Here is an 18023-nt window from a genome sequence, read left to right as displayed (position 1 = left end):
TCCGCGCGGGCCTAACAGTCTTTTCCAGCCTCGAGGAGCGCGTCCCTCAGAGACGCGGGCATGGTGGAAGGCTTGGCGTTCTTGTCCGTGCACACGTGGACCGTGTGACCTCTGGCAAGCACCGAGGCGTCCCGCACAATCTCGTATTCAAATCTGACTGCTCTTGTTCTCACCTCGGCAATCCAGCAACGGATGTCCAGAGTCTCATCGTAGTGTGCAGGCGTCATATATTTGCAGTAACATTCCGACACGGGAAGGAACAACCCCGTCCTTTCCCATTCGCTGTAAGGTACTCCGTGCTTTCTCATAAGCTCGGTCCGCGCGACTTCAAACCAAATGAAATAGTTTGAATAGTAGGCCACGCCCATCTGATCGCTCTCCGCGTAGCGAACTCTGACCGTCACCGAAAAACTCATTTGCCCAGTCTCGCTTTCTGCATCTTGACAAGACCGACCTTTTCAAGAAGCGAATAGTAGCTTCCGAGAAATGTGTCGTCCCTCACGCCGCATTCCATCTCGACCAAGTCCGCAATCTCGGCCAGGGAACGCTCTCCGTCGACCCAATACCAGGAAAGCGGTGCGAATGCGCGCGGCACCTTATCGTGGAGTCTCAGAAGCCGCCAGAGTCCCTCTCGGTCATTCTTGCTCAGTCTGCTCCAGGAAGTCCTCGCGACCATACCGAACCCCGTGGGGCCGCGAAGCACTCTTGCCGGAACAACGCCGTCGAGATCATGGTCTTTTTGGCCGTCCGCTCCGCCGCCCGCGTTCGGGACGTCTTCCGCTCTATTCCGTTCCGAGGGACCCTTCGAGCGACCGAGGAGAGCAAGATAGTCTCTCTCGGCATCTGCAAACTCTCTTCTGACCCATTCGTTGGCCTCCTCTTTGAGTTCCTTCACGTCAGGCGCCTGCATGCCGAGCCGACCCAAGTGTTCAAAAGAGTCCTTCGCTATCTCGAGGCGATACGAGAGCTTCTTCCTCAGGCGAGACAACTCCTCTGCGTGGCCGGAGTCGCTCTCGAGCGCCGAAGTAAGCCTCCGGTTTGCCTCTCTCATCACGAATTGCTTCAGGCTCGCGAGCATCTCGAGGCCAAGCCATTTCGCTTCCTTCTCGCCCGCGCGCGCGACGAAGGCGGCGTAACAGGCCGCGAGTGCCGCCGCTGCCGAGAGCATTGCGGGATCCACTTTGTCCGGCGTGTCCATACTTGTGTGATAGAACCTGTCCGGCCACTGGCAGAGCGAGGGGCAGGGCACACCGACGTCGGGGTCGGAGAAGGTGACGTGATCGCTTCCTCCGGCGAACGGCACGACGGCGATTCTTTCTTGCATGAGGCTGCCGGCCTTGCCTGGAAGACCGTCTTTCCTGAATACTTGTTCCAGTATCGCCGAGCCGAGCTCCACCGAGAAACCCCTGCAGGCGTCGGGTGGAACTTCCAACATGAAGGTGCTGCCGCACAGTGTTTGGTTTTCGCCGGCCATGTCTACGTTCAGCGCACAGACGAAGTCCCGGAGTCGCTCCTCGTGGTTGGCCAGATACGACATGGAACCCGTTATCTCTGCAAGCAGGAGCGCCCTGATTCCTCTCCTTGGAGGAGGGATCTTTCCCGCCGCGATAAGGAACTTGAGAGTCCTCATGGCTTCTAGGACCGCGACGCACCCTGATGCGTTGTCGTTCGCAGAAGGCTGAGGATGGCAGAGATGTGCTACGAGCACGACCTCCGCGAGACTGTTTCCGGGTATGAAACAGGAGACTACTTCCATGGCGCCGTCGCGGAACGTCGAGTCCACGCTCGCCCTTGCCACGAGCCTCACTGGCGGGCGGGGCACGGACACTCCGGCTGCCGCACTATTGTGCGCCTCGTCACCGCCGGAAAAAGCGAGGTTCCTCAGCCATTCGCCCTGACGCGGGGTGAGCACGAAGCCGAAGCATTGTTTCTCGCCGGGTCTCCACCAAAACGAGGTGTATTCGCGCGCGTCGGGTAGGTCGAACCGGTTGCGCACAGGTTTTACTTCTCGCATGCCGTCGTAGATAATTCCGAGAGCGCCGAACTCCTGAACGGCGAGTTCGTGCACCCTTTCGACGCTTCCTCTGGTCAAGACGAGCTTACCGGCGACGTCCAGTTTCTCGTACTCTTCTCTTTCGAGACCGTCATCAAGAATCACAATCTCAACCGAATCCACCTGAGTCGGAGCACTTCTTTGGATTAGCGAGATCTTGCATTCCGAAAAGTCTGCAAGCTTTGCTCGTTGCGGTTCGAGCAACTCTAGCTTCGCGCTTGAAGCCGCCCACTCCTTCGGAATGGGGCATCCCCAGTAGGAAGTGTTTCCGTCCGCGCTGAAAGTGAGAATCTCGGTCTCGAGCCCCCAGCTCCTTGCAGCTTCAGCACAGATGTGTGCGGCTTCTCTGAAGCCGGGACTCGACTGAATTCGGTGGCACGAGGCGAGCTTGTCTAGAAGTCCCTTCGCGCGCTCGCCGGAGATTTCGTTCTGGATGGTTCTCAGAAGTGACTCAATCACGAGTGACCTGCTTGTTCATGGAAGGAATCTATCGGGATCGCCTCAATCGGCCATGATTGTGCCTCCTAAAAAGTATATTCACCGCGCGCGGGGAATTCAATCGAAAAGCTATTGCACGCCTTCCGAGGCGCCTCCTCTCCCTGTACGCCGGTCGCCGGACTGTGATAGAATACTCGTGTTTTCGCCTTCTCGACGCGAGGGGACGTCTGAATGGACATTAATGCAATAAGATCCCAGTTTCCTGACGCTGAAAATTACGTCTATCTGAACAACGCATCGAGATCTATCTTGCCCGTAACCTGCATCGAGGCGATGACACGTTACATGAGGGCCTGTCACAAGGTGGAGTTCGAGCACATCAGCGATTTTGAGAACATCGTTCCGCAGGTCCGGTCCCAGATTGCAGAACTCATAAACGCTGCTCCTGATGAGATCGCCCTGAGTTGGAACACGAGCATTCCCCTCAATATCGCGGCGCAGGGGCTGCCGCTCAAGCCCGGCGACAGGGTCATCGTCGGACGGAGCGAGTTTCCCGCAAACGTGTGCGTGTGGGAGAATCTGAGAAGAAAGGGCGTGGAGGTCACAGTCTTGCCTCCAGGCGCAGGCTTTACGACTGCAGACGACATAAGAGACGGCATTGACGGTAGAACAAGGGCGGTTGCGATCAGCTTTGTTTCGTTTCACAACGGCTACAAAGCCGACTTGGAAGAGATAGGCGAAATCTGCAAGGACGCGGGCGCCGTCCTGGTCGTTGACGGTATCCAGGGAGTCGGAGCGATCGACATCGACGTAAAGCGCTGCAACGTGGGCGTTCTTGCCGCGGGCGGGCAGAAATGGCTCCTCGCGCCGTTCGGAACGGGTTTTCTCTACTGCTCTCCGGATCTCATGAAGTCCATGTCCACTCAATTTGCCGGATGGCTCTCCGTCAAGGGGATGGGCGCGGCTTTCGAGTCCATTGTGGGACTCCCCTTTGAACTGGTCGAGGACGCCAGGCGTTTCGAGATCGGAACGCTCTCATACCAGGATCTTGCCGGGTTTAGAGAGTCCCTCAAGCTCATCTTGTCCGTCGGAGTGAAGCAAATCCAGCAACACATCTTTGAACTGCTTGACATTCTCATAGACGAGCTGAAGCAACTGCCGGTTACCATCCGAAGCCCTCTGGCCTCCGAACACAGATCAGGGATTCTGTCATTCTCTTGCGATGACACCGCTTCTCTCAAGGTCTCGTTCAGGATGGAGCGAATTATCGTGTCAGAAAGAGAGAAGGCCGTCAGGGTAAGCCCTCATCTTTACAACAATGCACAGGACATGGAAAAACTCTGTCGCGTCATGAAGACACATCTTCGATAGGGGGTGAAGTTAGCTTGCAATCACTTTCCAGGCGTACTTCGTTGAGTCGTGGTCCCGCGGACCGCAACGTGATCCTCCCCATTCTGGTCGCCGCCTTTCTTGTCGCTTCTCTCTGCACTTCGTGTGCCGTGAGCCCCCCCGTGCAGACTGCGGGAGAAAAGCGGCCCTGTTCCGCGAAGACAATGAATCTGCTCAAGAAAGAAGCTCCCGAGATTCGTTCCGTGAAGGCCACCCTCGATGTGTACTTGAGTTTTGAGGAACCCCGACGCAGCGAGCGCCTGCAGGTCGGGCTCGTCGCACAAGAACCCGACAGAATGAGATTGAATGTGTATGCCGGGTTCGTGAGCCTCGCGAGCGTCGCGCTCGATGGCGACTCCATCCGGGCGTTCATCCCCTCGAGTTCCGTCTTGCTGGCAGGTTCGCTCGGCGACGCCGTCACTCAAGCTCTACTGCCCGAGGCTACGGGTCTTCTGCTCGACGCCGTCAGAACCGTCCTTTTCCCGAAACGTTTTTGTGTCACGGAGTGCATGTCTGAAGAGATCGAAAAAGGCAGATGCAGGTTTGAAGAGGACTCTGACGACGGGAAAAGAATAGGCATCGTTGACTCGAAAACGGGAAACCTCATTCGACTGGAATTTGTCGATGCGGACGGTGCAGAGCGCGTAGGAGTGGACTACCGTGACTACACGAGGTCGGGAGGAGTACTCTTTCCGCACGAGATAACGGTCTCCCTGCCTTCAGACGGCGTCAGGGCGAGGCTCGTGTTCAATAGAACAGTGCTAAATGACGATATAGACGAGAAGGTGTTCAGGCTCAAGGACCTTTTTCCCCTTGCGGACTGAGGCCTACGGAGTACAATCTTTGCCCTAGGGCGGATTTGTAGGGAAAGGAGTGTGTCAGATGAGTGCTTCGACCCCCACTTACGCTCCAGGCACCGAAGTAGACGCAAGATCCGGACGAAAATCCACGGGGCCGCAGACCACGTTTCTTGGGGCTCCGATCAACGACTTGCCCAAGGGTCTCCCCAAGGCCATCCGTTCCCTCTGTCCCGATTGCATGAAGGTGATAGACGCGCGCCTATTCGAGGAGGACGGAAAGGTCATCATGGAGAAGACCTGTCCGGAGCACGGCCACGTAAGAGACCTGTACTGGTCTGACGCGGAACTCTATCTCAAGGCTGAAAAGTGGTCCTTCGATGACGGTCAAGGGCTCTTGAACCCCAGGGTGCGTCATGCCTCGGAGTGCCCCGGCCAATGCGGTCTCTGCAACCGACACACGAGCCACACAGGCCTCGGAAACATCGACCTGACGAATCGGTGCGACTTGGTTTGCCCCATCTGCTTTGCCAATGCCAACGTGGCCGGTTACGTCTACGAGCCATCCTACGAAGAAGTCGTTCAGATGCTCAAGGCCTTCAGAACTGAACAACCGGTCGCCGGCAGGATTATACAGTTCTCCGGGGGCGAGCCTACTCTCCACCCGCGTTTTCTGGACGTAGTGAGAGCGTCGAGGAAGATGGGTTTCTCACACGTTCAGATAGCCTCAAACGGAATCAATCTGACCGATCATAAGTTTGCAGAGGAATGCGCAAGGGCAGGGCTTCACACCATTTACCTTCAGTTTGACGGTCTCGATGACGAGGTTTACAGGAAGACTCGCGGCAGAGATCTCTTTGCGGTCAAGGAAAGAGCCATAGAGAGCATTCGAAGAAGTGGAATGAATATTGTTTTCGTTCCTACAATAGTCAAGGGGTTCAACGACGATCAGGTCGGTGACATCCTGAGATACGCAATCAAGAACATTGACGTGGTAAGCGGCATAAGCTATCAGCCGGTCGTTTTCACCGGACGGATCTCCTACAAGGAGAGAGAGAAGAAGCGGTTTACGCTGACCGACCTCGCGTGGGCCGTGGAAAAGCAGACGGGGCTGGCACAGGCGAGGAGAGACTGGTATCCGACTGCCTGCATTGCTCCTTTCACCAGGTTTGTCTCCGCCTTGCGAGGAGAGGAAACGGTTCATCTCACCTGTCATCCTCACTGCTCGCTTGCGACCTATCTCTTTGTATCGCCCGACACGAAGGACATAGTGGCAGCCCCGCAGTTCATAGACGTGGAGGCCATGTTCCTTGACCTCGAGAAGTTTGCTCGCACAGTACCGAAGTCGCGCTTCCAGTCTTTTGCCCGCATGAAGGCGTTCAACTCCATAAAGAAGCATTTCAGAGAGGACGAGGCACCCGCGGGTCTGACGTTCTCCACTTTTCTCACGACCCTTCAGGGACTGATGGACAAGAGGATCGGCCGAAGCAAGGACGGCAAGGGAAAGACTTACAAGACGCTTCTTGTGGCGGGCATGCACTTCATGGATGCGTACAACTATGACGTTGACAGAGTGAGGCGGTGCGTGGTTCACTATGCAGCACCGGACGGAATGTTGTATCCGTTCTGTACATACAACTCTGGTCCCACGTTCAGGAGGATGATCGAGGCCGAGTTCTCTCAGCCTCTTGAAGGTCCGGATAAGGGTGGCAAGGCGGGAGGTTCTCGCGTCGCTTTCGGGTAGCAGTTGAGCGGCCTCCGGGTAAAGCGTGAACCCTTGGTGGAGCGGGGGCTCACACGGAAGTGAAATTGGGGTAGAGAATGAGTTTCAGGGCGAAGACCATCTATGTCATAGTGACTTCTCTCTTCCTGGTGGCGTTTGCCATCCCGTTGGTGGGACTCACGCAGAAAGGCAATCTGCAGGACCTGCTAGTCCGCGTTGACGCAAGGCTTTCGTCCTTGCAGTCACTCAGTGCTTCCTTTGAGCAGACGCGGGAAATAAAGATCAACGGCGAGAAGATTCAGGCAAAGGGAAGGCTGTACCTCCGGAAGCCCAAGGAGATGCTGCTTGATTACACCGAGCCCGAACGCCAGAAGCTACTCGTCAAGGACTCCGTGGTGTTGGTTTATATTCCTTCCTTGAATCAGATCCAACGTTTTGACCTCACCGCCCGCAAGGAAGAGCAGGACTTGTTCGTCTTCTGGGAACCACTCGGGAATCTGGAGAAGACGTTTACGATAGCGCCTGCGAGACAGAGGGACTCAAGATTCCGCTACGTGGAACTTGTACCAAAAGAGGAGGGGATGGGTGTCCGGAAGCTTACGCTGGGCATAGACACAAATCTCCTTCTGCCCCGCCTGATAGAAGTCGAAGAGGCCGGCGGTGACGTGGTGAGAATGGTGCTTTCCAACGTGAAAGTGAATCTCGGGCTCAGCGAGTCCTTGTTTGAGCTAAACGCCGGCAAGGGAGTGGAGATCATAGATTATTCCGAGAAGTCCGATGAGTCACCGTCAAGAACTATGAAGTCGCTTCAGTGATGACTGCATCAGTGATAGTTCCGTTGACAATCTCGGCGAGAGAAGAGACGCCTGATTTCATTCGGCATGCTTGGGACTGAAAAGCTGGAAAGCTGGAAGGAGGTGGCCCGGGCAGCAAGTATTCGTTTTTCTTAAAGCGCGAGATTTATTCCAAAAAGGAGAAATGGAAATGAAGAAGTTTGTTGTTCTGCCATTGATACTGTTGTTTTTCGGCGCGACTGCAGCTTTTGCCCAGATGGAAACCACCAGCTCGGCGTGGGTGCTCGGCCTCAACGTCGGCTACGGTCTTCCGATGGGTGATTTCGGGGACGCCTACGACGGCGGGCTTACTGCAGGCGCAAGTGTCGGCTATATGTTCACCGGCAAGTATGGTCTGGAAGTGGGCATGGAGTGGAGCAAGTTCGCTGCCAACGATGACCTTGTGGCAGTGTTGGAGGCCTTGAGCGGCGAAGACGTTGAGGCGAATTTTCAGTTCATGCCCGTGATGGTGGACTTCGTGGCGAATTTCCCCATGAGCTCGTCAGTGACACCGTATCTGAAGGGTGGACTGGGGATGTATTTTGAGACCGCTGAGATCACAATCGCTGACGACACAGAGAGCGACAGCGAGAGTGACTTCGGCTTCAACATCGGCGGCGGTGTCAAGTTCCCCATCTCTGCGACGGCCCTAATCGATTTTGGTGCGCGCTTCCACAACGTAATGACGGAAGACAATAGCACCCAGTATTTCACTATCGGTGCCGGCGTCGACTTCATGTTCTAAACTTGCCGTTCGGATGGCCAGGGCTCACTCCTCAGGGGGGTGAGCCCTTCTCTTTGCGAGGCAACATGACACCGGAAGGCACTGGCGAAAACAACAGACCTGAAAAAACGCGCCATCGACCCGAAGACGGATGGCACGAAGCCGACCACGGGGCTCAGAGCCAGACGTCGCAAGGGGCACAGGCTCTCGGATACGAGATGCTCCAGGGCATCCTCGGCCGTTCGTCCAAGATGAGGCGGCTTCTCAAGCTCATAACCAAGATAGCGTCAACGGATAGCAGCGTGCTCATTGCTGGGGAGAGCGGGACCGGCAAGGAGCTTGTGGCCAGGGCCATTCACTACGAGAGCGCGAGGGCGTCGCTACCATTCTTGCCGGTCAACTGCGCAGCCATTCCGGAAACTCTTTTTGAGAGTGAGCTCTTCGGTTACGTGAGAGGAGCGTTCACCGGAGCAACGGGCACGAAGAAGGGGCTTTTCGAACAGGCTGACGGAGGCACGCTTTTCCTCGACGAGATAGCCGAGATGCCTCCGGGTATTCAGGTTAAACTCCTCAGGGCGTTGCAGGAAAAAGAAGTCAGGAGAATCGGAGACACCGCGGCCCTGAGGATAGATGTCAGGCTCATAGCTGCTACCAATCGCGACGTCCGCAAGGCATTGCAGGCAGGCCAGCTCAGGGAAGATCTCTACTATAGGCTCAATGTTTTTCAGATTGAGCTTCCGCCCTTGAGAGAGCGTCGGGACGACGTCCCACTCCTGGCTCGCTACTTCCTCGAGCGATATTCGAGAAGGCTGGGCAAGAAGATCACCGGCTTTTCCCGGGAAGCACAGTTGTTCTTGCTCCGCCACGACTACCCGGGTAACGTTCGCGAGCTCGAGAACGCCGTGGAGAGGGCGGTCGCCCTGGCCGAAGGGGATCTCGTCACCGAAAAGGAGCTTCCCTCGGAGATGACGCAGAGAAAGATGTTGCGCGCTCCGGAAGAAGGCCTGGCTGGTTACTCGACGGAGTGGTCGCTCATACAGTTGGAACGCGAGCATATCAAGACCGTGCTCGCGAAGCATGAAGGCAGCGTCTCGAAGACGGCCTTGTCTCTGGGAATCTCCCGCTCTACTTTGTGGAGAAAGATGCGGGAGTACGGCCTCGGCAGTTCCTCAAAATAGAGCCGCGAGTACGCTGGACGCATGCTCCGGTTTCGCTCATCAGGGCCAGCTTGTCCCGACGTCGTTTCATAATGAAACCATTCTCTGTGCAAATGCGACTCAGTTCGTGCCGCACCCCGAGTATTGTTTCACAATGAAGCAGTGGGTGGTTTCATTTTGAAACATTTCTCTTCCAGATGAGGCGGACGCCTCGGACTCTGGAACTCCAACGGCGTCATAACTTCTTCTCAAGCAAGAGACTACCGAGACGAGGTTCTTATTTCGGCCCGTGGCACACGACTTGCTCTTTCTCTACACCGAACAATGGAGGTCTCGGCGAAGAAAATTTCGATGACTTGCCTTCACAAAGAGAGGTTTTGAACATGGGAAAGACAATAGGAATCGACCTTGGTACGACGAACTCCTGTGTAGCAGTCATGGAGGGCGGAGAAGCCGTGGTCATCGCGAACTCTGAGGGCGGACGAACTACGCCTTCAGTTGTCGCTTTTACAAAGACGGGGGAGAGACTGGTCGGGCTCGTGGCCAAGCGCCAGGCGATTACGAATCCCAGGAACACGATCTATTCAATAAAGAGGTTCATGGGACGGAAGTACGACGAAGTCACCTCCGAAATCGCCACGGTTCCGTACGAAGTGATGAGGGCGAAGAACGACCTGGCCACAGTCAAGATTGCAGGCCAGGATTACACGCCGCCCGAGATCTCCGCGATGATTCTCCAGAAGATGAAGCAAACAGCGGAGGAGTACCTGGGCGAGAAAGTCACAGAAGCCGTCATCACCGTGCCCGCATACTTCAACGACAGTCAGAGGCAGGCGACAAAGGATGCGGGAAGGATAGCGGGCCTTGACGTCAAGAGGATCATTAATGAACCTACTGCTGCCTCTTTGGCTTACGGGCTGGACAAGAAAAAAGATGAAAAGATCGCCGTGTACGACCTTGGAGGCGGCACCTTTGATATCTCGATACTTGAGCTCGGCGATGGTGTGTTCGAAGTCAAAGCGACCAACGGCGACACGCATCTTGGCGGCGACGACTTCGACCAGCGAATCATGGATTGGCTGGCAGACGAGTTCAAGAAGCAAGAGGGGATTGACCTCAGAAAGGATGCGATGGCTCTTCAGAGGCTCAAGGAGGCTGCGGAGAAGGCGAAGTGTGAGCTTTCGAGCACGATACAGACTGAGGTCAATCTGCCCTTCATTACCGCAGATCAGTCAGGACCGAAGCATCTCAACATTACTCTCACGAGAGCGAAGCTGGAGCAACTGGTGGACGACCTTGTCCAGCGCACAGTCGGGCCGTGCAGAAAAGCCATGGCCGACGCGGGGCTCAAGCCCAGTGAAATCGACGAGGTAATCCTGGTCGGTGGCCAAACAAGGATGCCTAAAGTCCAACAGCTCGTGAAGGAGCTTTTCGAGAAGGAGCCTCACAAGGGTGTGAATCCCGATGAGGTGGTTGCCGTCGGTGCCGCGATTCAGGCAGGAGTCTTGGCCGGAGAAGTGAAGGACATTCTCCTGCTCGATGTGACGCCGCTCTCTCTCGGCATCGAGACGCTGGGTGGAGTTTGCACAAAGCTCATCGAACGAAACACCACCATCCCGACACGAAGAAGCGAGACTTTCACCACGGCGGCCGACGATCAGACGACCGTGGAGATTCACGTGCTCCAGGGCGAACGGCCGATGGCGGTTGACAACAGGACCATAGGCCGCTTTCAACTGACGGGCATTCCTCCTGCGCCGAGAGGCATTCCGCAGATTGAGGTGACGTTCGACATAGACGCGAACGGAATCCTCAACGTCTCGGCAAAGGACAAGGCCACGGGGCGTGAGCAGAGTATCCGCATAGAAGCTTCCAGCGGTCTCAAAGAGGAAGAGATCAAGAGAATGGTGAGGGATGCCGAAGAGCACACTTCGGAAGACAAGAAGCGCAGGGACGGGATAGACGCCCGAAACCGCGCGGACCAGATGGTTTATGAGACTGAGAAAAACCTCAAGCAGGCGGGTGCCAACCTCGACCCTGACATGAAAGCCAAGGTTGAGGCCGCCGTCTCCAGAGTCAAGGAGGCGGTCAAGAACGACAACGTTGACGAGATCAGGTCCGCCACCGAAGCGCTGACGCAAGTGTGGCACGATGCCGCCGAGCAGATGTACGCAAAAGCCTCTCCAGGCGCCGGAGCACAGCACACAGGCTCGGAGTCAGCCGGAGGTGCGTCTCAGGGTCAGGCAGGCCCTCAAGCCGGTCCCAAGGAACGCAAAGAGGGAGACGCCGTTGACGCCGACTTTGAGGTCGTGGAGTAAGTACTGTCGCTGCACGTGTTGTAGAGCAGTCGTAGAATAGGTTGGGGAGGACTACATGGTCGAAAGAGAGCCCGGCTTGAACGAGGCACTTTTCATGGGCCTCGTCATCAATCTTCAGTCCACCGCAATGATTGCCCTGGGCAAACTGATAAGTCCGTTGACTCAGAAGATTGAGAGAAATCTGGACCAGGCACGTTTCACAATCGACATGCTCGGTATGCTGGAAGACAAGACTAACGGCAATCGCACCGAAGAAGAGACCAGAACTCTGAGGACGGCGCTCACCGAGCTAAGAATGAACTATCTTGACGAGGTCGAAAAAGATCGCCAGGAACAGGAAAAAGGGCCACAACCAGAGACGAAGGCTCAGAAGACTGCGGGCGAGACAGACGACAAGAAACCCTGAGGAGTGAGATAGATGGCGAAGAAGAGGAAGGTTGGAGCGGGGCACGAGCCCGCTCCTCCCGATTCAGAGGTTGTTGCCGAAGAGGAGACCGGAAAGGAAATCGAGAGCGAAATAGAAGAAGAGAGGAATCTGGCGCAAGAATATCTCGATCACCTTCAAAGGCTTCAGGCTGAGTTTGCAAACTACCGAAAGCGGACACAGCGGGAACTTGTCGAAGCGTACGACTACGCAAAGGCCGAGCTGATATGCAAACTTCTTCCCGTGATGGACGACCTCGAACGGGCCATCGAGAGCCTGGATTCGAACTCTGATAGCGAGGAAGTTCTGAGGGGAGTCAGACTGATCTACGGAAAACTCAAGTCCACGCTTCAAGTAGAGGGCCTCGAGGCCATCGTGTGCAAAGGGCAGAGCTTCGATCCCAATTTCCACGAGGCGGTAGTTGTGACAAAAGTGAAGGAAGGAGCCGACGGCGAGATAGTCAAGGACTTCCAGAAGGGTTACACCTTCAAGGGCAAACTTGTGAGACCCAGCAAGGTCGAGGTTACACAGATACAATCTGACCAGGATGACGAATAAGCATGCCGCAGACCCAAAAAAACTTCTACGAGATTCTGGGGGTCAGCGAGACCGCGGGTGTTGACGAGATAAAGAAAGCCTACAGAAAGCTCGCAAAGAAATACCACCCGGATGCCAACCCCGGTAACAAGGCCGCCGAGAACAGATTCAAGGACGTCTCGGAGGCCTACGACGTCTTGAGTGACCCGCAGAAGCGCGCTCAGTATGATCAGATGAGAAGGCTGGGGAGTGGGGTCTTCACGGGGTCCGGGGGATTTCGGGGCTCTGACTTTGGCGGTCCCTTCACGGGGAGCGCCGGACAGGGCGCCACGTTCTCGTACGAAGACCTCGGTGGTTTTGGCGGGCTTGGAGATATCTTCAGCAGTCTCTTTGGTGGCTCCAGAGTGAGAGCGGAAAGCTACGGTCCCCAGAAGGGCGAAGACATAAACCTGGAGCTCGAGGTGCCCTTCGAACTGGCGGTCAAGGGCGGCAAGACAACGATAACCATTCCCAAAGAGGAAAATTGCACCGTGTGTGGCGGGACCGGTGCAAAACCTGGCTCCAAGAGAACGACCTGCCCGGAGTGCGGGGGCCGTGGCAGCATATCTTTTGCCCAGGGCGCGTTTGCCGTCAGCAGGCCGTGTCCAAGGTGTTTGGGAAGAGGCGTGCTCCCCGGCGAGCCTTGCTCGGCTTGCGCCGGGAGAGGAACGGCCAACGCCAGAAAGAAATACGTCGTCACTGTCCCCAAGGGGATTTCCTCCGGAGAAAAGATACGCCTCAGAGGTCAGGGCGAGCCTGGCGTAGCAGGCGGGCCTCATGGCGATCTCTTCATCCAGGTCAAGGTGGGCCCTCACAGCTTCTTTACCAGGAAAGGCGCAAGTATACACTGCACTGTCCCCATCAATATCGCGCAGGCAGTTCTTGGCACCAAGATAAAAGTGAGCACGGTTGACGGCCGTAAGGTGGAACTCAAGATACCGGCCGGTGTTCAAAATGGTGTGACGTTCAGACTCAAGGGGTTGGGTCTGAAGAAAAACGGGTTTCAGGGGGATCAGTTCGTAAAGATCGAGGTGGTTACACCGTCCAACATCACTGAAAAGCAGAAGAAGCTCATCGAAGAGTTCGCCAGGGAGGGTGGACTCGAGCATTGAACTCACGCTACACTTTCGGAGGAATAGACATGAGATCCAGGCACAAACACCTTTTCTTCTCAATCTGCTGCATTCTTGTCGGTCTTACTCTTGGGATTTACATTGCTTCTGACGTCGGGCTTGTCAGATTCGGTTTTGGCTCGGAGAAAGGGAAGGCCGTTACGCTCGGCTCGTCCGAGCAGATTCCAGAGGGACTTCTGCTGCTCCAGAACACAAGCAAGGCCTTCGTGATGGTGGCAAAAATGGTGAGGCCGGTCGTCGTCACCATCTCGAGCGAGAAGGTCGTGAAGAGTGCAGACGTTCAGAGAAACACCCCCGGTTCTCCTTTCGATGAGTTTTTCGGAGACGATTTTTTTGGGAAGTTTTTCCGCGGGCCCGTCCCCGAGGGTGAAATGCGGCAGAGAGGAATTGGGTCCGGAGTAATTGTCAGCAAGGATGGATACGTTCTGACCAACTATCACGTGATTGCCGACGCCGACAAGATCCAAGTCACCCTCTACAACGATAAGAAGTATGACGCGAAGGTGGTGGGAAGCGACTCCAAGACGGACGTGGCGGTGATAAAGATAGAGGCCGACGATCTTCCCGTGGCGAGGTTCGGAGATTCGCGACAAATGGAAGTCGGGGAATGGGTGCTCGCAGTCGGCAGTCCGTTCTCGGAGCAGTTGGAGCAGACAGTGACGGCAGGTATTGTGAGCGCCAAGGGCCGTTCGAACGTCGGTCTCGCCGAGTACGAGGATTTCATTCAGACGGACGCCGCCATAAACCCCGGCAACAGCGGTGGCGCTCTTGTGAATCTTCGCGGAGAAGTCATCGGTATAAACACGGCGATACTCAGCAGAACCGGAGGCAACCAGGGCATCGGTTTTGCGATTCCGATAGAGATGGCGAAGAAAGTGATGGAGGATCTCGTCAGACAGGGCAAGGTCGTCAGGGGATGGATGGGAGTCGTGATTCAGAACATCGACGAGAACATGGCCCAAGCTCTGGGTCTCGAAGCGCCCAGGGGAATTGTAATCAGTGAGATCACCAAGGGCGGTCCGGCCGAGAAAGCGGGGCTCAGGCGCGGCGACGTCATTCTCGAATTCAACGGCAAGAAGGTGGACGACACCGTCGCCCTAAGAAACATGGTCGTAGAGACCAAACCGGGTAGCAGAGCTGAAGCAACCATACTCAGGGACGGCAACGAGAAGAAAGTCACTCTCGAACTCGGAGAGCTTCCCGTTGAAGAGGCGGCCCCTGCCGAGACAAGGGAGAAGGCGGTGAGCGAGATCGGGATCGAAGTGGAAACTCTCACTTCTGCGCTTGCATCAAGGCTTGGCTACGAAGGCGAAGAGGGCGTTGTCGTGACGAGCGTGAAGGGAGGAAGTCCTGCACAGACTGCAGGGATAGCCCAGGGAGATCTCGTCAAGGAGGTAAACAAGGAGAAGGTGAAGACGGCCTCCGAATACGAGAAGGCCCTCGCCAAGTCGAAACGCGGCGAGGCCGCTCTGTTCCTGATCAGGCGCGCGAACGCAACACTGTTCGTGGCGGTCAGGTTGCCGAAGTAGGTCGTGAGCAGGAACGCTCCAGGCCACCCAAATAGTTGAGCCGCGTGTGGAACGTGACCACGCACGCGGCTCACGTTTTTGGGGCGGGATGGAACCGGAGTTGTCGCAACTGTCGCCGTAATCGCAAGTTATGTTGACGGCAAAGCCGAAACGTGGTATGATTCCAAGTAGAGTGTAGGGCTGGCGAACTGGCAAAGAGAGACTGAAGTGATTCCAGGTGATTCGAAAAGAGGGCTGGCCGCCCTCATTATTGTTTTGTCCGGTTTTCTTCTGGCGCGGGGTGTTCTTGCCCTTGACCTGCCCCACCGGATGCCTGCCTACGATGTTTCGGTAGTCGAGGCGAGAGGAGTACCCTCGAGCTTATCGGTTTCCTGGCTTCTTCCTCCAGACGAGCCGCTTTCACCGGGTCTTCTTGTTGCAGATCGTTCCGTCCTCAGATCTCTTGAGTCCGCCGGTGCAACCGTCCGCGTGCTGGCGGAATATGTTGACCCCGGCTTCTACTATCTTGCCGGCCGGTCGCCCTTTGTGAGTGAAGAAACTCTTTCCGGCGTGGGCAAAGTTCTCTGGAGTAGGGGGGACACCTATCTTGTTTATGCCGATGAGAACATCGGAGACAGGCTCAAGACCCTCGGTTTTGAAATCCAGTTGCTCGTTCCCTTTGAGAGGAATCCTGTTTCGATTGCGCCAGCGTTGCCGGTCTCCGCGTTGTCGTCTCGCGCGTTGCCGTCATTGAGCCCTCCGTATTCGCCCCTCGAGAGTTACTTCATCAATCAGATGGTTCAGTCGGTCTCAACTACCGACGTTCTTGACTACCTGAACTTGCTTACCGGCGAAGAACCCATAAGTATACCCTCCGGCTCCGACACATTAAGAACAAGGTATTCTTACAGCCCACATTGTGCAAACGCCGCGGAGTACATATACGAACAGTTCGACAGCATGGGCATAGACGTTTCCTACGACAGCTACTTCGGAATTCCGCTCAGGGCCGTGGCCTTCGTGGGTTCCGAGGGATACGCCGCCGGCAGCGACGGCGCCATTTTTCACACGGTGGACGGAGGCGATAGCTGGGAGAAGCGCAGTTGGAGGAGCAGGCCCACCCTTTGGAAGGCCTCGTTCATCGCCGCCGACAGCGGTTGGATCTGCGGTTCACGAGGCTGCGTTCTGAGAACATTCGACGGCGGAGTGACGTGGGACTCTCTGGGATATTCAAATACCAACTTCCTGTACGGCGTGAAATTTGTGAACTCGATGGTGGGTTGGGTGTGCGGTGCCAACGGCACGCTGCGCAAAACCACGGACGGTGGTCTTGCGTGGACCCCCAAGACGAGCGGATCACAGCAGACGCTCGACGACGTCGAATTCACAGATTTGCAGAATGGCTGGATTGTGGGGGGAAACGGAGAGATACTTCGCAGTTTCGATGGTGGCGAGAGCTGGTTACGTCAGACAAGCAACACGCAATCCAAGCTCTACGACGTGTGTTTCGTGGACAGTCTGAGAGGCTGGACGGTCGGTACGAGCGGTGCGATACTTCGAACTCGCGACGGTGGAACGACGTGGGAAGTTCAATCGTCGGGTGTGACCAGCATCTTGGAGAGCGTGTGTTTCGCCGACAGTCTGCGGGGTTGGGCCGTGGGTACCTACGGCGTCGTGCTCCACACGTCGGACGGCGGAACGACCTGGGCAATTCAGAACGGCGGAATGCAATCAACTCTATATGGCGTATGCTTCACGGACACTCTTCACGGCTGGGCCGTGGGCACCGCTTCCAACGTTCGCACGACGGACGGCGGGCTCGACTGGTCGTCGCTCAACGACAATTTCCCTGACAGATGGCGGAACGTCGTGGCCACGCTCCCGGGTAGCACGAATCCCGAGGAGACGTACGTGGTCTGCGCCCACTACGACAGCTACTCGGCGGACCCGATGGCGAACGCACCCGGGGCGGACGATAACGCCACGGGCACAAGTCTCGTGCTCGAGGCGGCGAAGGTGCTTGCGGATTTCGCCTTCTCCTCGTCGATAAGATTCGTATGTTTCTCCGGCGAGGAACAGGGGCTTCTCGGCAGCGCCTATTACGCGGGTGAGGTCGCTTCGTGCGGCGACAATATCGCAGGAGTTCTTAATTTCGACATGATAGGCTACGGAACTCCGAACGCTTACCTCGTCTCAAATTCCGCGTCGGAGTGGCTTGTCGACTACTGCATTGCTGTGAGAGACGAGTTTGTCCCGGAACTGTCGTTGACCAAGCTGTTAGACTCGAGCTTGCGATGGAGCGATCACGCCTCGTTCTGGGACAGAGGCTACAGTGCGCTCTGTGGAATTGAGATTGGCTACAGCTCGAACCCCTATTACCACAGCATTGGCGACACGGTCGGCAATCTCGATCTTTCTTTCGCGACCAACGTGACTAAGCTTGCCGTTGCATCTCTGGCCTCTCTCGCAGAGATCGACACTACGCTCATCTCGTTGCCCGATCAAGCGGCGCCTTCGGTGGCCCTTTATCTGGGTACGAGCTTCCCGAATCCGTTCAACCCCTCCACGCACATTCCCTTCGCGCTTCCTGCGATGAAGAATCCCACTCACTACGTCCTTGCAATCTTTGACCCTGCTGGTAGGATGGTGAAGATCTTGGAGCAAGGGCACACCGGCGCAGTCGGAGTGAAGAAGACCTCGGTCTGGGACGGCAAAGACGAGGCCGGTAGACCCGTGAGCTCCGGAGTCTACTTGTGTCATCTCCGCTGCGGAGACGACGGCAGGGCACAGAAAATTGTGCTCCTGCGGTGAGTGCCCAGCAAAGGGCGCGCTGTTCTAGCCGGCTGAGAGGAGCCGGTCGGGGTAACTGCTTGTCAGCCCCGTAGTGAGGGATCGGGTTCAGTGTGGCAACACCTGGGCCTAAGCGGTCCGACAAAGTCTCGATAGGGAG

The 18023-nt window shown here is 56.2% G+C and carries 14 protein-coding genes; 12 read left to right on the top strand and 2 right to left on the bottom strand.

What is annotated here, in order from left to right:
- Positions 1–11: 11 nt before the first annotated feature.
- Positions 12–416, bottom strand: a complete 405-nt coding sequence (locus NTX17_10380; protein MCX5801774.1) for a thioesterase family protein — start codon at positions 414–416, stop codon at positions 12–14.
- Positions 413–2512 carry a DUF4910 domain-containing protein gene (locus NTX17_10375; GenBank protein MCX5801773.1) on the bottom strand — a complete coding sequence of 700 codons (2100 nt, stop codon included), beginning with the start codon at positions 2510–2512 and terminating at the stop codon, positions 413–415. The genes NTX17_10380 and NTX17_10375 overlap by 4 nt, the downstream gene beginning before the upstream one ends.
- 210 nt (positions 2513–2722) lie before the next feature.
- Here NTX17_10375 and NTX17_10370 point away from each other — a divergent pair, with 210 nt between their 5' ends.
- From NTX17_10370 to NTX17_10315, 12 genes are all read left to right on the top strand, one after another.
- Positions 2723–3862: an aminotransferase class V-fold PLP-dependent enzyme gene (locus NTX17_10370; GenBank protein MCX5801772.1), complete on the top strand. Its 1140-nt coding sequence runs from the start codon at positions 2723–2725 to the stop codon at positions 3860–3862.
- A 14-nt stretch (positions 3863–3876) separates the two neighbouring features.
- The gene (locus NTX17_10365) at positions 3877–4704 is read left to right on the top strand and encodes a DUF4292 domain-containing protein (protein ID MCX5801771.1); all 828 of its coding nucleotides are present in this window, start codon (positions 3877–3879) and stop codon (positions 4702–4704) included.
- Positions 4705–4762: 58 nt separating this feature from the next.
- Positions 4763–6421, top strand: coding sequence for a radical SAM protein (locus NTX17_10360; GenBank protein ID MCX5801770.1), 1659 nt, complete (start codon positions 4763–4765; stop codon positions 6419–6421).
- 77 nt (positions 6422–6498) lie between these two features.
- A complete protein-coding gene (locus NTX17_10355; GenBank protein MCX5801769.1) occupies positions 6499–7215 on the top strand; it encodes an outer membrane lipoprotein carrier protein LolA in 717 nt (238 codons plus the stop codon).
- A gap of 169 nt (positions 7216–7384) precedes the next feature.
- A complete protein-coding gene (locus NTX17_10350) occupies positions 7385–7978 on the top strand; it encodes a porin family protein (protein MCX5801768.1) in 594 nt (197 codons plus the stop codon).
- Positions 7979–8043: 65 nt separating this feature from the next.
- Positions 8044–9135: a sigma 54-interacting transcriptional regulator gene (locus tag NTX17_10345; GenBank protein ID MCX5801767.1), complete on the top strand. Its 1092-nt coding sequence runs from the start codon at positions 8044–8046 to the stop codon at positions 9133–9135.
- Between the two features lie 362 nt (positions 9136–9497).
- Positions 9498–11432 carry a molecular chaperone DnaK gene (dnaK, locus tag NTX17_10340; GenBank protein MCX5801766.1) on the top strand — a complete coding sequence of 645 codons (1935 nt, stop codon included), beginning with the start codon at positions 9498–9500 and terminating at the stop codon, positions 11430–11432.
- 55 nt (positions 11433–11487) lie between these two features.
- On the top strand, positions 11488–11838 hold the full coding sequence (locus tag NTX17_10335) for a DUF1844 domain-containing protein (GenBank protein MCX5801765.1): 351 nt from the start codon (positions 11488–11490) through the stop codon (positions 11836–11838).
- Positions 11839–11850: 12 nt separating this feature from the next.
- On the top strand, positions 11851–12414 hold the full coding sequence (locus tag NTX17_10330; protein MCX5801764.1) for a nucleotide exchange factor GrpE: 564 nt from the start codon (positions 11851–11853) through the stop codon (positions 12412–12414).
- Between the two features lie 2 nt (positions 12415–12416).
- Complete coding sequence (gene dnaJ / locus NTX17_10325; GenBank protein ID MCX5801763.1) at positions 12417–13544, top strand: molecular chaperone DnaJ; 1128 nt, start codon at positions 12417–12419, stop codon at positions 13542–13544.
- Positions 13545–13573: 29 nt separating this feature from the next.
- Entirely contained in the window at positions 13574–15094 is a 1521-nt protein-coding gene (locus NTX17_10320; GenBank protein ID MCX5801762.1) for a DegQ family serine endoprotease, read from the top strand.
- A 207-nt stretch (positions 15095–15301) separates the two neighbouring features.
- Positions 15302–17884 (top strand): YCF48-related protein, encoded by a 2583-nt coding sequence (locus NTX17_10315; GenBank protein ID MCX5801761.1) that lies wholly within the window; start codon positions 15302–15304, stop codon positions 17882–17884.
- The last annotated feature ends 139 nt before the right edge of the window (positions 17885–18023 follow it).

Source organism: Candidatus Eisenbacteria bacterium, assembly GCA_026388185.1.
Taxonomy (GTDB): domain Bacteria; phylum Eisenbacteria; class RBG-16-71-46; order JAFGJU01; family JAFGJU01; genus JAPLKG01.
The sequence above is the reverse complement of the archived record's forward strand: the minus strand, read 5'-3'. Positions and strand labels throughout refer to the sequence as shown.